We start from the raw sequence: 13717 nt of genomic DNA on the forward strand, positions 1-13717 counted from the left end.
TAGCGACCTGTCATGTCTGCCTCCGCTTGCCACAACGGCATTAGGCTAACAAACGCGACTTTTCAGACAAACCCTAGGAAAGAAACGCCGTAGAGCCTCTCGTCTTGCACTTATTGGCCATGTTGAGGGTCCCACTTAGTCCAGACAAGAGGATCCAAAATGAAACGAGCAGCATGGGTGACGAGTATTTTATTCGGGGCATTGTTGGCGACTGGCTGTGTACCGTGGGGCAAAGATCAAGGGGGCGGAGATGTTAGTCCGCAGGAGCAAGGTGGTGCGGCAGGTGGACCTGGAGGTGCGGGCAGCGGTATGGGCGGCACTGGCGGGGCGGGCGGATCTTCATCCGGCTCGGGCGGAGGATCAGGCAGTCGCTGAGTTTATTCCTTCACAAGAGAAATAATGTTTGGAAGCAGCGCCTTATACACTGGTACGAAGCACGCAGTGATATGGCCTGCTTCGAAGAGAGTATTCATAAGTGCTAACTCAGCTTGTTGAAACCCGACCGATGAGTCGGGTTTCGCTTTCGTATCAAGCTGGTCTTCACGTTGTCTAAGCTTATGTGCCTGCTGATTGTGCAGATAGGCCCTTAAACAGGCTGCCGAAGCGTTGCTGGTTAAGTTCAGAATCTATCCGTTGTGGCGCTTAGGCGCTATTGCTTAGCTTGCTTATACCTAATTCTGTTATGAGCTTACCGGAATAACCATTTTCATCAGTGATGCGTTGTTTGAGTTTGCTCGGGTGAAAGAGAAGCCTGAGTAAGCAGATAACGCTTTTGCAATTCCTGATAGTCCTGGGTCTGCTGCATACGGGCTACTTTATTAAATAGGTCGGAAATCGTTGGGTCTGGTGTATTAGCTGACACGAACCATCCAATCCAGCCATTTATATCCATCGGCATATCTTGCTCAGTAAAGGTTTTGACGGCCGGCCAGTTAGGAATGCGATCTTTGCTGGTTACAGTAAGAGCGTGTACCTTTCCTTCTGCTCTACGGCTGTTAACCTGTCCGCATACAAATATCGTGGCGGCCAATCCTCCGTCGAGTAGGTCGCCGATAATAGCTGTGGTGTGACTGTATGTTTGCATGCGCAGAGCAATTTCTTCTTCGCAGCCCAACATCAAGCCTGCCAGATGACTTTGAGACCCATACAGAGCTATACCTACATCTCGGAAGTGTGGTTTTTTGCTAACCCAGTCGACATAGGCACCCACGCTCTGGATAGACTGCGGAACTGCTGGCCCTACAGCAAGAGCATAAGTGTAGTCCCTAACAAGGCGAGGGGCGTAAAGTCGTTGATCGGGTCATATTCGATCGAGTCATAAACATTGGGAAGTAGGCTCATTGAGGCTGAAACGGCTTGGAGAATAGTTGTGCCGTCTGGTGTTGCCTGCTTGGCTAGTGCGACTAGCCAAACGTGTGTTCTGCTCACTGATGACCTGCAAGCAGTACTCAAATGGAGCTTGTTTAGAGAAAACAGGCTATAAGCGCTCAGCCATTTCGGTACTGAATGCTTCTTTTGGCTGACCAGTTTTACATTGCTGGACTTCTGGGCTTCCAAGGAAGTTAATGAAGCACCTAGAAGGGCGACCCAGATCCATACAAAAAATGTCTTCGACTGATGATGACGTGGCTCTTATACTGACCGATGAATACTCAGAGGCAAGCGCTAGGACTGCTGGTATTTCAGGGTAGTTCGAGCTATTGAATACGCTAATTGGTAGCGCGTTAAAATACTCTTAAATTACTTTCAGACGTAATTATGCATTTAGTCTGTATTATAAATAAGAATTATTTGTATTTATGAAGCGCCGATGCGTAACTTTGATGGTGGGATATACAAAGCCTTTCCTGCACATCGACAACTCTGCCGCAATAGTCGGTTAAGCAGTACTTTATTTGGTGTAAAATAGAGAGTATCGAAAGAAACGCGCGCTATCCTGATCGATAACCAGCGATCTTGAAATCGGTACTGAGTGTCGGGTTGTGTTTTCGATCACTCAAATCTTGAGTATCCTTACACGTTTAACGTTGTAGTTCGCTCTGTACGGAATAGTCTGGAGCGGCTGAGTGTATATGGGAAAATGGATCAACCTGAAGCGCAATCTCCAGATAGAGGGGTGGGCGTTTCTATTGGCGTTTGGCTGTATTTTCTTTGGATTCAGGCACAGTTACTGGCTGTGGATGCTGGTCCCGTTGTGTCTAGGGTTGGGTGTTGATTGGCATCGACTGATGCCTGACAAAGATCCTGAAGAACTACCGTAAAATTTAGCCAATCTGACGCGGCCGCACCAATACTGTTGATGCAGCTTTCATTCGAACATCTTTCTTGACGTTAATTGATCGAGACGGCTCCAGAGGTTCTGGATTCGTATTTAATCAATGGAGCGGTTTAGCCGGGGTAGGCATGAAGCGTTTAGTAGTAGTTATCAGCCTTGCTTTAACAGGTTGCGCTGGGGTTGGCGATATTGAAAAGGTACAGCCTTCTCTAGCGGGAAGATCAAATAAAGATCCAGATGCCTTTATGGGGTGCCTGATGACAGACCTGTCTGTCAATCAGTCAAAAGTTATTATTGAGAGGAAGGGAAGTAGTATCAAGGCCCTGGTTCCTCAAGGGTTGGCCTCGCCAGCTCCGGCACTGGTTATTGCTGACAAGACTTCGCATGGGACTAAAGTCGTTCTGCGAGACGGCAAGGCGAATAATCCCTTTCCTTTTGCTGGAATCAGAAGCACCGTATCAGGCTGCTTGTAAATAGCGATCATTAAGCCTTTTAAAAACAAAGCTCCACATGCAGTGGAGCTTTGTTTTACGGTCAGCGATAACGACGATGAGAAACATCGAAATCTGTTTTCGCCGTCAGGCTCATGTCAACACTGCGCTGGTCGTTGACATTGGCCGCTAATGACATGTCAGCCGATGGCCTACACTGCTCAAGGCAGGAGTCTCCATCATACGCCCACCATACTGTCATACTGAAAGCGGCAAGAAATAGCCAGCTCAGCAAATTACCGGTCTCTACTTTTGACGACTCGTTCATAACGTTTCGCTCCATGAATACGCTAAGGATGATGGCATTTTGGTGCTGCTCTCTTTTTACTCTTAACGTTTGAAGTTGGCTAGTGCTTGTTTAACAATTAACAGCGTCTTTTAAAAAATATGTGGAACAGCTTGAGTTAGTTGTGTAGCTAGCTTCTCATAAGTGCTTTGCCTAATAGATTGCACGAAAGAGGAAGGGGCTCTAGGTGGGACTAATGTTAACTCTTAACTATCACTAACTGGATACAAAATCAGCCAAGCCTAATACAGAAATAACCCCTGCATAAAAAAGCAGTGCGTAAGCAAAACTTGTCCAGATGAGTCGACGGCGAAGTTGTATGCGGGTCATAAAGCATTCCTTGCTGAGTAGAGATAGAGCGGAAGCGTGAGTCAGCTGGGCGACAAAACGAAGTGATGAAGCTGATCTGCCAGCTATGACCATAAAAATTTAAAAGCGCTGCACAGTGGGCGAAAAAAATTAGCTCAAAAGGTGAATGACACATCATTCACCGCCTGAGAAGCGATGTGCGTATGCCCTGAAGAACTGAGAGCCAGCCATCACATGGCAGAAGAAAAGGCGCCTAAGCGCCTTTAGAAGGGAATATCATCATCGAAGCTGTCGTAGTCTGGAGCCGGCTGGGTTGAGGGCTGCGGCTGTGTAGGCCTACGGGCTTGCCCAGAGGGTTGTTTGCCGGATTGTTGGTTACTCGATGGTTCGTTATCCCCTCGGCCGCCAAGCAGTTGCATGGTACCGCTTATGTCGACGATAACTTCAGTCGTGTAGCGGTCTTGCCCGTCTTGGCCCTGCCACTTTCGTGTGCGTAACGTACCCTCTACGTAAACCTGTGACCCTTTGCGAAGGTATTCGGCGGCTATCTCGGCCAGCCGGCCAAAAAAAACGACCCGATGCCACTCGGTTCGTTCTTGCAACTGACCACTCTGCTTGTCCTTCCAACTTTCACTGGTTGCAAGGGTGATATTGGTGATGGGGTTACCATTGGGCGTATAGCGGATTTCGGGATCGGCACCTACATTACCAATGAGAATAACCTTGTTGATACCTCTAGCCATTCGAAACCTCACAGTCAGCACTAGGGCTGCGGTTTTTTGTATACATTACTGATGTCCATACTTACAAGCCGACTATTTTAGTTTGCCCATCAGTTCCTGAAAACTGAATTTGGGAGTTGCTCGGTAAGCTGACATCTAAACGGTCAGAAGCGTGCTTTATAATTAACTTACGCGCTAGTTCCAAATTTTCGAAGTTCTAGGTCGTGCTTTACAGTTATGGGGGCGAGAGGGTTAAAAACAATATCAATTGTTTGGGTTGTATGGACCGCTTGTCACTTTTTCAAGTGTTTGGATCGTAGAGTAAGAAATATAAGCTGGCGTTTTGCAGGTCATTAATGAAATTACGGAGCCCTGATATGAATTTATATAGAAAATTCCATTTCTAAAAAACATGAGGCATTAAGCGGGTGCCTGATGTAGGGGCTTTTTCAAAACAAGCAGCCTAGGCGTAAGCTTTATTGATGACTTAGGTGCGGAAGGGGTAGTAATCGCTTGGATAGGGGAGCCATGCTCTGTTGGCTCCTTATGGCACCAGCGGCAAAGCTTTTAGATTAGTGGCCATTTGATATCGTCTGGTGATTGTATAATGGGCTCTTCTGGATCGACGTAGCGTTGAATGCTCTGAGTCTGATATTCATTTCAGCTTTGGGATAGGAGGCCGTTAAATTGACATTGAGTCAACGTTTCGGCTTACCCGATAAGATTGTCCCGGTTGTTTGTATGGCCAGGCGTCTTCAAAGGAGTCATTAATTGTCTTTTATTCGTGTTGGGCTCTATGGGTTTTAGACTTTTTGCCATGCCTGTATTGGTGCTGTTGGTAGGTCAGGCTATTTCGATCGTTCTTTTCGTTTGGGCGGGTAAAGTTGAAGCGCTAGTGCTTTTGGATCTAGCGATTACTGCCAAGCTGATCAGCTTGATGATGTGGTTGGTAAGTTTGTCGATAGGTCTGTCGTGGCTATTAACACGCCTCCAAAAACTGCTGCGCTGGAAAAAAGGAAGGCTGCATGGAGGGTGTATCCATTGTGAGGGCTTGTTAAGCCATCACGATGATGAGCATGGGTTCTACAGTAAGTGCTTGATGTGTAATGCGAGGCATTATTGATAATATCTTGCTAACTTGGCCCGAAGCTTTTACGCCATAGGTTGTTAGTGTGTGCTGAACGAAAGTATCCAGCTGACATGCGTATCAGCTGGTTAATTTCATCTGTAAGCCTAGCTTGGCCGATCCTGCCTGGCGTTAGGTGTTTCCATAGCACGCTGCGCCTGTTTGAAAAGATAAAGACACAGCAGAAGGCCGGCTAGAGACATTATTGCAGCAAAGAGATAGATGGAGTTGAAGCCAAACGCATTGGCAATGCTGCCGGCTACGGGGCCGGTAATTCCGAGCGACATGTCTAGGCACAGTGAGTAGGCACCTAGCGCAGCGCTTCTGTTAGTGGCGGGGACCTTTACAATGGCCTCTACACCCAGGGCGGGATAAACAAGCGAGAGGCCAAAGCCTGCTAACGCGGCTCCTGCCATGGCCATGCCGGGTGAAACGGCTAGCCACAGAAGCAGCAGACCTAGTGTTTCCACGATAAAGCAGGCAATGGCGACGGGGTAGCCGCCGAAGCGGTTGACTGTTCCTGCAAATAAAAGACGGGCGCAAATGAACGCAGCACCAAATGCGGTCAGGCTATAGGCAGCGTTAGGCCAGCCATGGCTGCCGTAGTACAGCGTAATGAACGTCGCGATGGTGCCAAAGCCAATCGAGCTTAACAGTAGACCTAGTCCATAAGGACTGATGCGCCAGAAGACACGAAGAAAGGGGAGGCGCTCGCCAGGAATGATAGGAGCAGGCTCTTTATTCCAGGCCAGGACCAAGCCGATGGCGGCCAGTAAAACAATGCTTACACCCAGGCTCCAGAGTCCCAGGCTGCTTACCATGGCAACGCCTAGCGGAGCACCAATGGCCAAGGCGCCGTAGGCTGCGATCCCGTTCCAGGAAATCACCTTGCTGACGTGCTGCATCCCAACACTGCCCATGCCCCAGCTCAGCGAGCCTGTACCAATCAGTGCCTGGGCGCATCCTAGAAAGACTCGCCCTATGATAAGCAGCACCAGGCTTGCAACCTGAAAGTCCTGTAGCAGAGTTGAGATGAAAGTCAGGATGCCACAGATGCCGCAGCCAAACAGCCCTGCGATTACGCCTTTCTTGGGGCCGATGCTATCAGCAATCTTGCCTGCAATCGGGCGCGTAAACAGGGTGGCGATGTATTGGATGCTAATGGTCAGGCCTGCCATGACCGACCCAAAGCCCAGGGTGTCATGGACATATCCGGGCAGGATGGCAAGCGGTAGACCAATGGCCAGAAACGTCAAAAAGCTGAAAACGACGATTGAGGCGATACGCAAGGTAATGGCAACGGATTCTGAAGCGTTCATCAGTAGGTAAGGCCTCCCGGCTCAGACGTTAGGATTCCGTTTTAGCAGCGTGATACTCAATGCCAAGCCCATTAACGACGCCAGGGCTGCGCTTAGGAACATGATGGAATAGCCAAAGTTCGCTGCAATGGCCCCAATCAATGGACCCGTGATACCTAATGAGAGATCAATGAAAACTGAGTAGGCGCCCAGCGCCGAGCCTCGGTTCGCGGCTGGCACCAGCCGGACGGCCTCGACACCCAGTGCAGGAAATACCAGGGAAAAGCCAAATCCGGTCAGGGCTGCGCCTGCAAGCGCAAGGAAGGGTGTCGAGGCCTGCCAGAGCATCAGTAATCCGAACGTCTCAACGGTCAGGCAGACAATCGCTACCCGAAATCCGCCTAGTCGATTGATGGCATTGGCAAACAAGAGGCGTGCACAGATGAAGAAAAAGCCGAATACGCTTAGGCAAAAGGCTGCGTTGTCCCAATGACGGCTGCTGTAGAAGAGTGTGATGAAGGTTGCGATGGTTCCAAACCCGATTCCGCCTAGGGCAAGGCCCATGCCATACGGAGCAACCCGCCCCAGCACATTGAGAAAGGGCATGCGTTTACCAGGCACAATTGCAATGGCAGGTTTAGGTCTGGCCAGGTAGAAGCCTAGCAGGGCAAGCAAAAGAATGCTGACACCCATGCTCCATAGGCCCAGACCATTGACCAGCATGACGCCCAAGGGTGCGCCAACGGCCAAGGCCCCATAGCTGGCGATGCCATTCCAGGAAATGACCTTGGCCGTATGCGCTGCACCGGTACGACCAATCGCCCAACTGATGGCTCCCGTGCCTACAAGACTTTCCGAACAGCCCAGGATAAGGCGTCCTGCCAGCAAACACCCTAAGCTGATTGAGGGTGCGTTCTGTAAAAGCGTAGATGCCAGCATGAGTATTCCACTTACGCCACATCCAGCCATGCCATAAATGACAGCTTGCTTGGCGCCTATGGTATCGATGACTTTACCAGCATGGGATCGTGAGAGAAGCGTAGCGAGGTATTGACTGCTAATGACGAGTCCGGCGACGACCGAGTTGAACCCCAACTGGTCGTGCACATATTTGGGCAGGACCGCAAGTGGAATCCCGATGGTCAGATAAGCAAGGAAAGTAAAGAGGACAGTTGAAACGACTACAAGCGTAATTGCAAAAGGTCGTTGTGATTGGGACTCGGTGTTCGACATGGACAACAAAAGCGTTCCTGAATGTTTGAACTGTTTATTGGATCATTAGCTAAGCATCCAATAAAGCGATATTACCGTGTAGACGCTGCTGAGCAGGGTTTCGTTACGTAAGCCACTGCATGAGGTATTTGCCGTATTAAAGCGTTATAAGATGAGAGGCCTAGAAAGCTATACCTCATTTCAGAACACAGATTAAAAAGTTAAAGTAATTTCTAGGATTATCTAATTTATATAGATTAATCAGCTACTTAATGAATAAAGTTAAAGCTAACAGTAAGTATGTGATTGAGGAAAGGGTCCTTCTGGCTAGACTGTTTTCTGGCAGCGTCTTCCGCTTCGCTAGCTTTGCGCCAGAATATTGTCATCAACGACTTGCATCATGGCGCTTTACCAGCTTCTCTTATCGTATATGCATAAAGTTTGAAGGTGCTCTAGCCCTTTATCGATGCTGTGTCCAGCCTGAAGCAGAACAATAGTTTGCTTAGCTGGCACAGCATTTGAATAGGTATTGGTAGTTGGCTGTATAACGATCAATGGTTCAGGGAAAGTCCGAACACTGTTCGGAATTATCGTGCATGGACGTTAAAGAGACGTAGGTTCAAACACATGCATAAGCATATCGATACTCGCCGCAGCGGCGGTTTTACACTTATCGAAATTCTGATTGTGGTCGCCATAGTCGGCATCCTGGCGGCTATCGCGGTTCCGTCCTACAGCTCGTATGTCACCCGCAGCCAGATCAAGACAGCGCAGGGCGACCTTGTGGCGCTTGGACTTAATATGGAGAACGTGCGGCAGCGTACCTTGAAATATTCCTCTGCGCCGGTTACGACGACCACAGCTGCCACACAGGCGCTGTTCAATGGCAAATGGCAGCCTGCTCAGGGTGCGGACTTCGAATACATGATCACTCAAGTCACCGATACGGCCTATACGGTATCTGCCCGTGGCAAGAGTGCCAAGTTGAGCACCTGTACACTTACATTGACAAGCAAGAACGAACGTACCGCGACCGGGTGCCCAGGAGTGACATCATGGTAAAACAGGCCAAGGGTTTCACCCTGATCGAACTAATGGTCACGTTGGCTGTGATGAGTATTCTTTTGATGGCAGGCGTTCCCTTGACTCAGGGATGGTTGAACAGTGCTCATCAGCGTGATGCTGCCAGTGTTCTTCAACAGGGAATTGCGCGGGCCAAGGCGATGGCATTGAGGAACCCGGCGGGCGTCGTCGGAGCGGATAAACCTGCTGCCTTGCTCTGTTTGAACGACACTTCCTTGGTGCTGGCCCAGCCAGTTGCCGGGCAAAGCGCCTTTAACTGCGGGCAGGTGGGTAATGCCCAGGTTGTATGGAGCAGTGCGCTACCCAAACAAGTTACCATCGAGTCCGACAACAAGTCCTTCCAGTGCGTCGCATTGGATAACCGAGCGCTACCTTTCCAAAGTAGCCCGTCGGGACTTGATTGCGCCACGGTGGATCTGGCAGTGAAGGCGGGTCGAGAAGATGCGCTTCCGATCACCATCATTTAATGGCAGGTCTTGCCAGCGCGGCGATACGCTGATCGAGGCCCTGGTGGGTGTCTTGCTGATGTCAATCATAGGCATCGGCATGATTCATATCGCCACGCGTATTCAGCAGACGCAAACAGACCTGCATATCCAGAACTATATCGTGGTGCAAATGCGCAACCTGCTGCATGTCTATGGAACAACGCTCTGTCCAGGTAATAGCGCCAATAGCAAAGCCATTGTCTATTCACCCATTGATGGTTCCCCATTTCCACTGGATGTGGAATGCACGACGACGTCGGGTGCTATTTCGCTGGGTGGACGCACGGTAGATGCGTCTCCTCAACACGTTATGCTACAGACCCGTGCCATGGATCAGGAGGTATTTGGTCTGCCCATTCAGGTGGGCGATCTGTGACAGGCAGTCGTCAGAGGGGATTCAACCTGATCAGCCTCATGATAGGCATGGTCATTTCGCTGATTACCATACTGGCGATGTTGTCGCTATACCGGACCCTGGTAGGTGTAAGTGTAGAGTCGGCAAGCCTGGCTAAGGTGGAGGGGCAGAAAGCCTCGGGACTTTTGACTGCACAGATCGCTTTGCAACAGGCAGGGTTTGGTTTGCCGGTAACTGGTACCAAGCGACCTCAACTAGGTACGGATCTGGTCTTCATCCGTGATGCAGTGCTGTCCAAGGCAGACGAAAACAATGTGCGCAAATTATCGGGTGGAACGGTAATCGATTTTACCAAAGCGGACCCGATTAAAGGGTCGTTGGGAAACGCGATTATCTGGGGCTTCAATGCCAGCACCATTACGGCTGCTCCGATCGCGGATGCCTATCAATGCAGCGGTCTGGTCTCGACTTCCTCAGGGCTTGTACTGCTCAAACCCATGAAGTGCACAAGTGCGAAGGTGTGGGCATCGCTGGATTGGATCACGGCTGACCTGATCAACGAGATGGGCAGCGATACACAGGGCGCCTATATGCAAGTGGTCGAAGCGACGTGTTGGCCTTTTAGTACAAATGAAGGGGTTCATGCGGTACAGGTGCGTTTTCCTGTATTGGATCTGGAGCCGCAGCCTGAGCCGCTGACGATTAGTTTTACCACGTGCCTGTCGAATTTCGCGCCATGATTAGCTTTCCGGCTCGCCAAAGAGGTATCGCCTCACTGATGGTCATTCTGCTGACTGGAATGACGCTGACCATTGCAGCGCTAGGCATGATGTACATGGTGCAAGGCACGCAGGAGCGGCAGCTGGCGGTTCATGCAACAACGCCAGCCCAGTTGAAGGCCTGGACAGGCGTGGAGCTGCTGAGGCAATTTTTGACAAACCGATCTACAAACGATCTGGAGGCGCTTGCGGCGGGAGAAATTGCTGTGGGTGGTACGACAGGGATCAAGGTCGAGCTGCTTTCCAAGACAAAGCCGCAAAGCGGTCAATATCGAATCGTAGCGAATGTTACAGGTAGAGCGGCTGACTCCACGGCTATCGTGCAGGCAGTCTATAATGTCAAGCCGCTGGATTACATTACAACCGCCCCAGGCACATCGACGGGCTCGACCAGTCCGGCACCTGTAAACACGCCGGCTACCGTGCCGCCGCTCATTCGCACCAGTACCGACTTGAACCTTGGGAGTGGCACTCTTATTTTCACCGGCCCCCAAGAGGCTAACGTCAGTGTTAACGGCAAGGTCAATCTTAGCGGCAACGTACAGGGACTGGATGCCATCAGCGCAACGGACGACATCGTAATAGGTGGCACAACATCGATGAGCGCGTTAACAACCAGTGGCAATATCACGCTGAATGACGCTGCTTCAGCACTGACCGTTAGGGCGATGAAAAACGTGACGTTAAACGACTCAGCCAGTAGCGCTAACGTTACGGCCAACGGAACCATTACCCTTAATGGTTTCCGGCAGGCCTCGCTGGCAACTGCTGCCGGTTTGGTTAAAACGACTGCTGTGAGTGTTGCAAATGCGCTTGGGACCGTGACAGTAAAAAGTGGTGCTGTCAGTACGATAAATACACAGGCGGATATTGTCTGGACCAGCAGCGAGGCGTCAAGGGCGCTCAATGCCAACGGTAGAGTCATCTATTCAGGTAGCAATAATGGCACGGTCATTAACAATCAGGGTGATGTGCAGCTGACCAGTGCTACGGTGCAAGCTGTCAAGACTCAGGGCTCTACAACGTTAGACACTAGTACAATCGCCAATCGACTGGATGGTCGAGGCAGTCTAGACGCCCGAAACAGAAGTGCGGTCTCGGCCGGAATAGTAGGCGGAAGCATTACCGCGGACCCGAATTCGAAATCACGGATAAACGTAATCAGCACTGCTGGCTATTCAGTGGCCGTACCAGCAGTAACCGTCACTGCCGTTACTGCGCCTACGTCCGCTCAAGTTAGCAAGGTAGATGCCTATGCCTTGCGCAGTAGTGCCAACTATGAATTCGAGATGGTAGGTACTCAGCGCAAGGTTACCGTCAGAAATGTACAAGGTATCGCTGACGGCACTTATTACCTAGGGAACTACCCTTCCACCTTGCTGCGTGGCTACAGGGATTATCTCTGTACCGCAGTTGGCAGTGACGGCTTTTGTACGGTGCCCGCTCAGCCCAATCGTACGCTGTGCCAGGGCGAGACATCTTTCAATGGATGTATTACCTACCAGCAGGGCACATGGTATCTGGGTGGGCGAACGCTGGCGCCGGGCGTACTGTGGTTCAAGGGTAATCTCGATGCAGGCAGCGGTGTCTATTACAACTCCATGATTGCAACGGGAAACATAAGGACTTCCGGCAGAAACAAGACGGTTGCCGTGAATTATGCCGGATACGGTCCTGTCTGCACCGCAGTAGCTCGGCAAGAAGACGGGCTCGCTATCAGTAATGATCTGAAAGGACTGTTTCCACGAAACCTGTGTGATACCGCTGCCGGTACGTATAAGCTTTCAGCCGAAGGTAATCTGGCCTTTCTAGCAGGCAGCTATGAAGGAGGTTCGTTTGTAGGCGGTACTATTACGCTGGGTTCGAACCTTGATCTGTTTGTTAATGATGTATATGGCAGTGTCGTGGCGGGCAACAATGTCGTAACCAATAGCACTACCCGGGTTCACGGTACGCTGACCTCTGCCTCCCAGGGAGGGGCCACCCAACAGATGGGAGGCACTACGACGATTGATACCTCTGGCTGGCCTGCAACTTATTCTCCCGAGCAAGCTCCTGGAAATACACCTGCAGGGACAGGAGGAATGACAAACGGCTCAATGTATGACGGACGACCCGGCCCTACGGTAGAGATGGTCTGGACGCGTTATTTATAAGGCTTCCGAAAGTTAATGATCTCTTGGAAAGCCTGTAGGCTGTGAGGGTTGCCGTGTCTTGAACAACGACAACACGATACCACCAGCCAGCAGACCAAAGGTCACACCCAATGATAGCGGTGCCGGGATTGGGCCAATGAAGGAGTGTGCAAAGATCTTGGCCCCGATGAAAATGAGCACCAACGCCAGCGCATATTTTAAATAGGCGAATCGGCTGATCATGGCAGCCAAGGCAAAGTAAAGCGCTCGAAGGCCCAAAATGGCACAAATGTTTGATGTGTAAACGATAAAAGGCTCCTGGGTGATCGAGAAGATGGCCGGAACGCTATCCACCGCAAAAACCAGGTCCGCCATTTCGATGAGTATCAACGCCAAGAGAAGCGGGGTGGCGTAGACCAGGGGCTTGCTGGATCCTTCCTTTTCCTTGCGTATCAGAAAGCGATCACCATGGAGCTGATCCGTCACGCGGATATGCTTGCGCAAGAAGCGCAGCATGGGATTTTGGGCCAGGTCGGGCTGGTCGTCGTGGCGGCTGAAGAGCATTTTGATTCCTGAGATCAACAGGAACGCGCCAAATACATAAAGGATCCAATCGAAGCGTTGTACCAGCGCAGCGCCAACGCCAATCATGATGGCACGCATGACAATGGCGCCGAGTACACCCCAGAACAGGACTTCATGCTGGTATTTACGCGGAATTTGAAAAAAGCTGAAGATCAGCGCCATGACAAAGACGTTATCCATCGAAAGCGACTGTTCGACCAGATAGCCTGTGTAATATTCAAGGGCGCGAGTGGCACCAAATTCGTACCAGATCCATCCACCAAAGGCGATCCCGAACGAGATGTAGCCTGCCGACATCACCAGGCTCTCCTTGATGCCTATTTCGTGATGATTGCGCTGCAGGACACCCAGATCGAAGATCAGAAGCAAGAGTACGATGATAAGAAAGCTCAGCCACAGCCAAGCGGCGGCGCCCATGAAGGGCGTAGTCAGGAAATCAAATGCGTCGGGCATGATCGATCCTGTCGATGTCGTTAGGTGACTCCGACATGGCGATCGGGTGATCGTCAGAGGGGCCCGGCGTCACACCTCCATAGAGGTAGGGTTGAATCTAACAAAGCGGTTGGCTTCGTC

At 50.7% G+C, this 13717-nt stretch carries 13 protein-coding genes and 1 pseudogene; 8 read left to right on the forward strand and 6 right to left on the reverse strand.

The features are described 5' to 3' along the window. Nucleotides 1–250 precede the first annotated feature (250 nt). Complete coding sequence (locus GM154_RS15170; RefSeq protein ID WP_219652666.1) at nt 251–400, forward strand: hypothetical protein; 150 nt, start codon at nt 251–253, stop codon at nt 398–400. Between the two features lie 309 nt (nt 401–709). Here the strand turns inward: GM154_RS15170 and GM154_RS15175 are convergent. Then, nucleotides 710–1249, reverse strand: a pseudogene (locus GM154_RS15175) (tripartite tricarboxylate transporter substrate-binding protein); the annotation flags it as partial. Nucleotides 1250–2072: 823 nt separating this feature from the next. Here GM154_RS15175 and GM154_RS15185 point away from each other — a divergent pair. Then, complete coding sequence (locus GM154_RS15185) at nt 2073–2261, forward strand: hypothetical protein (protein ID WP_010798406.1); 189 nt, start codon at nt 2073–2075, stop codon at nt 2259–2261. A 142-nt stretch (nt 2262–2403) separates the two neighbouring features. Then, nucleotides 2404–2748: a hypothetical protein gene (locus GM154_RS15190; protein WP_219652667.1), complete on the forward strand. Its 345-nt coding sequence runs from the start codon at nt 2404–2406 to the stop codon at nt 2746–2748. A 61-nt stretch (nt 2749–2809) separates the two neighbouring features. Here GM154_RS15190 and GM154_RS15195 read toward each other — a convergent pair whose 3' ends face one another. From GM154_RS15195 to GM154_RS15210, 4 genes are all read right to left on the reverse strand, one after another. Beyond that, on the reverse strand, nt 2810–3034 hold the full coding sequence (locus tag GM154_RS15195) for a hypothetical protein (RefSeq protein ID WP_074826650.1): 225 nt from the start codon (nt 3032–3034) through the stop codon (nt 2810–2812). 590 nt (nt 3035–3624) lie between these two features. Then, complete coding sequence (gene ssb / locus GM154_RS15200; RefSeq protein WP_010798402.1) at nt 3625–4104, reverse strand: single-stranded DNA-binding protein; 480 nt, start codon at nt 4102–4104, stop codon at nt 3625–3627. A 1212-nt stretch (nt 4105–5316) separates the two neighbouring features. Then, nucleotides 5317–6528, reverse strand: coding sequence for an MFS transporter (locus GM154_RS15205; RefSeq protein WP_219652668.1), 1212 nt, complete (start codon nt 6526–6528; stop codon nt 5317–5319). A 21-nt stretch (nt 6529–6549) separates the two neighbouring features. Continuing rightward, nucleotides 6550–7740: an MFS transporter gene (locus tag GM154_RS15210; RefSeq protein ID WP_010798399.1), complete on the reverse strand. Its 1191-nt coding sequence runs from the start codon at nt 7738–7740 to the stop codon at nt 6550–6552. A 606-nt stretch (nt 7741–8346) separates the two neighbouring features. Between GM154_RS15210 and GM154_RS15215 the strand changes: the two genes are divergently transcribed. From GM154_RS15215 to GM154_RS15235, 5 genes are read left to right on the forward strand one after another with little or no spacing between them, the layout of a single operon-like run. Then, a complete protein-coding gene (locus GM154_RS15215; RefSeq protein ID WP_122042487.1) occupies nt 8347–8781 on the forward strand; it encodes a type IV pilin protein in 435 nt (144 codons plus the stop codon). After that, nucleotides 8775–9269, forward strand: coding sequence for a Tfp pilus assembly protein FimT/FimU (locus tag GM154_RS15220; RefSeq protein WP_010798396.1), 495 nt, complete (start codon nt 8775–8777; stop codon nt 9267–9269). The genes GM154_RS15215 and GM154_RS15220 overlap by 7 nt, the downstream gene beginning before the upstream one ends. 58 nt (nt 9270–9327) lie before the next feature. Next, nucleotides 9328–9666: a hypothetical protein gene (locus GM154_RS15225; RefSeq protein WP_139272271.1), complete on the forward strand. Its 339-nt coding sequence runs from the start codon at nt 9328–9330 to the stop codon at nt 9664–9666. Further along, the gene (locus GM154_RS15230) at nt 9663–10385 is read left to right on the forward strand and encodes a PilW family protein (protein WP_010798394.1); all 723 of its coding nucleotides are present in this window, start codon (nt 9663–9665) and stop codon (nt 10383–10385) included. The genes GM154_RS15225 and GM154_RS15230 overlap by 4 nt, the downstream gene beginning before the upstream one ends. Continuing rightward, a complete protein-coding gene (locus GM154_RS15235; RefSeq protein WP_219652669.1) occupies nt 10361–12580 on the forward strand; it encodes a FapA family protein in 2220 nt (739 codons plus the stop codon). The genes GM154_RS15230 and GM154_RS15235 overlap by 25 nt, the downstream gene beginning before the upstream one ends. A 12-nt stretch (nt 12581–12592) precedes the next feature. Here GM154_RS15235 and GM154_RS15240 read toward each other — a convergent pair whose 3' ends face one another. Beyond that, nucleotides 12593–13597 carry a TerC family protein gene (locus tag GM154_RS15240; RefSeq protein WP_219652670.1) on the reverse strand — a complete coding sequence of 335 codons (1005 nt, stop codon included), beginning with the start codon at nt 13595–13597 and terminating at the stop codon, nt 12593–12595. Between the last annotated feature and the right edge of the window lie 120 nt (nt 13598–13717).

Source organism: Pseudomonas sp. MAG002Y, from assembly GCF_019400845.1.
Taxonomy (GTDB): Bacteria; Pseudomonadota; Gammaproteobacteria; order Pseudomonadales; family Pseudomonadaceae; genus Chryseomonas; species Chryseomonas luteola.

What these genes read in the sequence shown, in the direction of transcription:
- GM154_RS15170 (WP_219652666.1), top strand. Translation starts at nt 251, where the DNA reads ATGTTAGTCCGCAGGAGCAAGGTGGTGCGGCAGGTGGACCTGGAGGTG.
- GM154_RS15185 (WP_010798406.1), top strand. Translation starts at nt 2,073, where the DNA reads ATGGGAAAATGGATCAACCTGAAGCGCAATCTCCAGATAGAGGGGTGG.
- GM154_RS15190 (WP_219652667.1), top strand. Translation starts at nt 2,404, where the DNA reads ATGAAGCGTTTAGTAGTAGTTATCAGCCTTGCTTTAACAGGTTGCGCT.
- GM154_RS15195 (WP_074826650.1), bottom strand. Translation starts at nt 3,034, where the DNA reads ATGAACGAGTCGTCAAAAGTAGAGACCGGTAATTTGCTGAGCTGGCTA.
- ssb (WP_010798402.1), bottom strand. Translation starts at nt 4,104, where the DNA reads ATGGCTAGAGGTATCAACAAGGTTATTCTCATTGGTAATGTAGGTGCC.
- GM154_RS15205 (WP_219652668.1), bottom strand. Translation starts at nt 6,528, where the DNA reads ATGAACGCTTCAGAATCCGTTGCCATTACCTTGCGTATCGCCTCAATC.
- GM154_RS15210 (WP_010798399.1), bottom strand. Translation starts at nt 7,740, where the DNA reads ATGTCGAACACCGAGTCCCAATCACAACGACCTTTTGCAATTACGCTT.
- GM154_RS15215 (WP_122042487.1), top strand. Translation starts at nt 8,347, where the DNA reads ATGCATAAGCATATCGATACTCGCCGCAGCGGCGGTTTTACACTTATC.
- GM154_RS15220 (WP_010798396.1), top strand. Translation starts at nt 8,775, where the DNA reads ATGGTAAAACAGGCCAAGGGTTTCACCCTGATCGAACTAATGGTCACG.
- GM154_RS15225 (WP_139272271.1), top strand. Translation starts at nt 9,328, where the DNA reads ATGTCAATCATAGGCATCGGCATGATTCATATCGCCACGCGTATTCAG.
- GM154_RS15240 (WP_219652670.1), bottom strand. Translation starts at nt 13,597, where the DNA reads ATGCCCGACGCATTTGATTTCCTGACTACGCCCTTCATGGGCGCCGCC.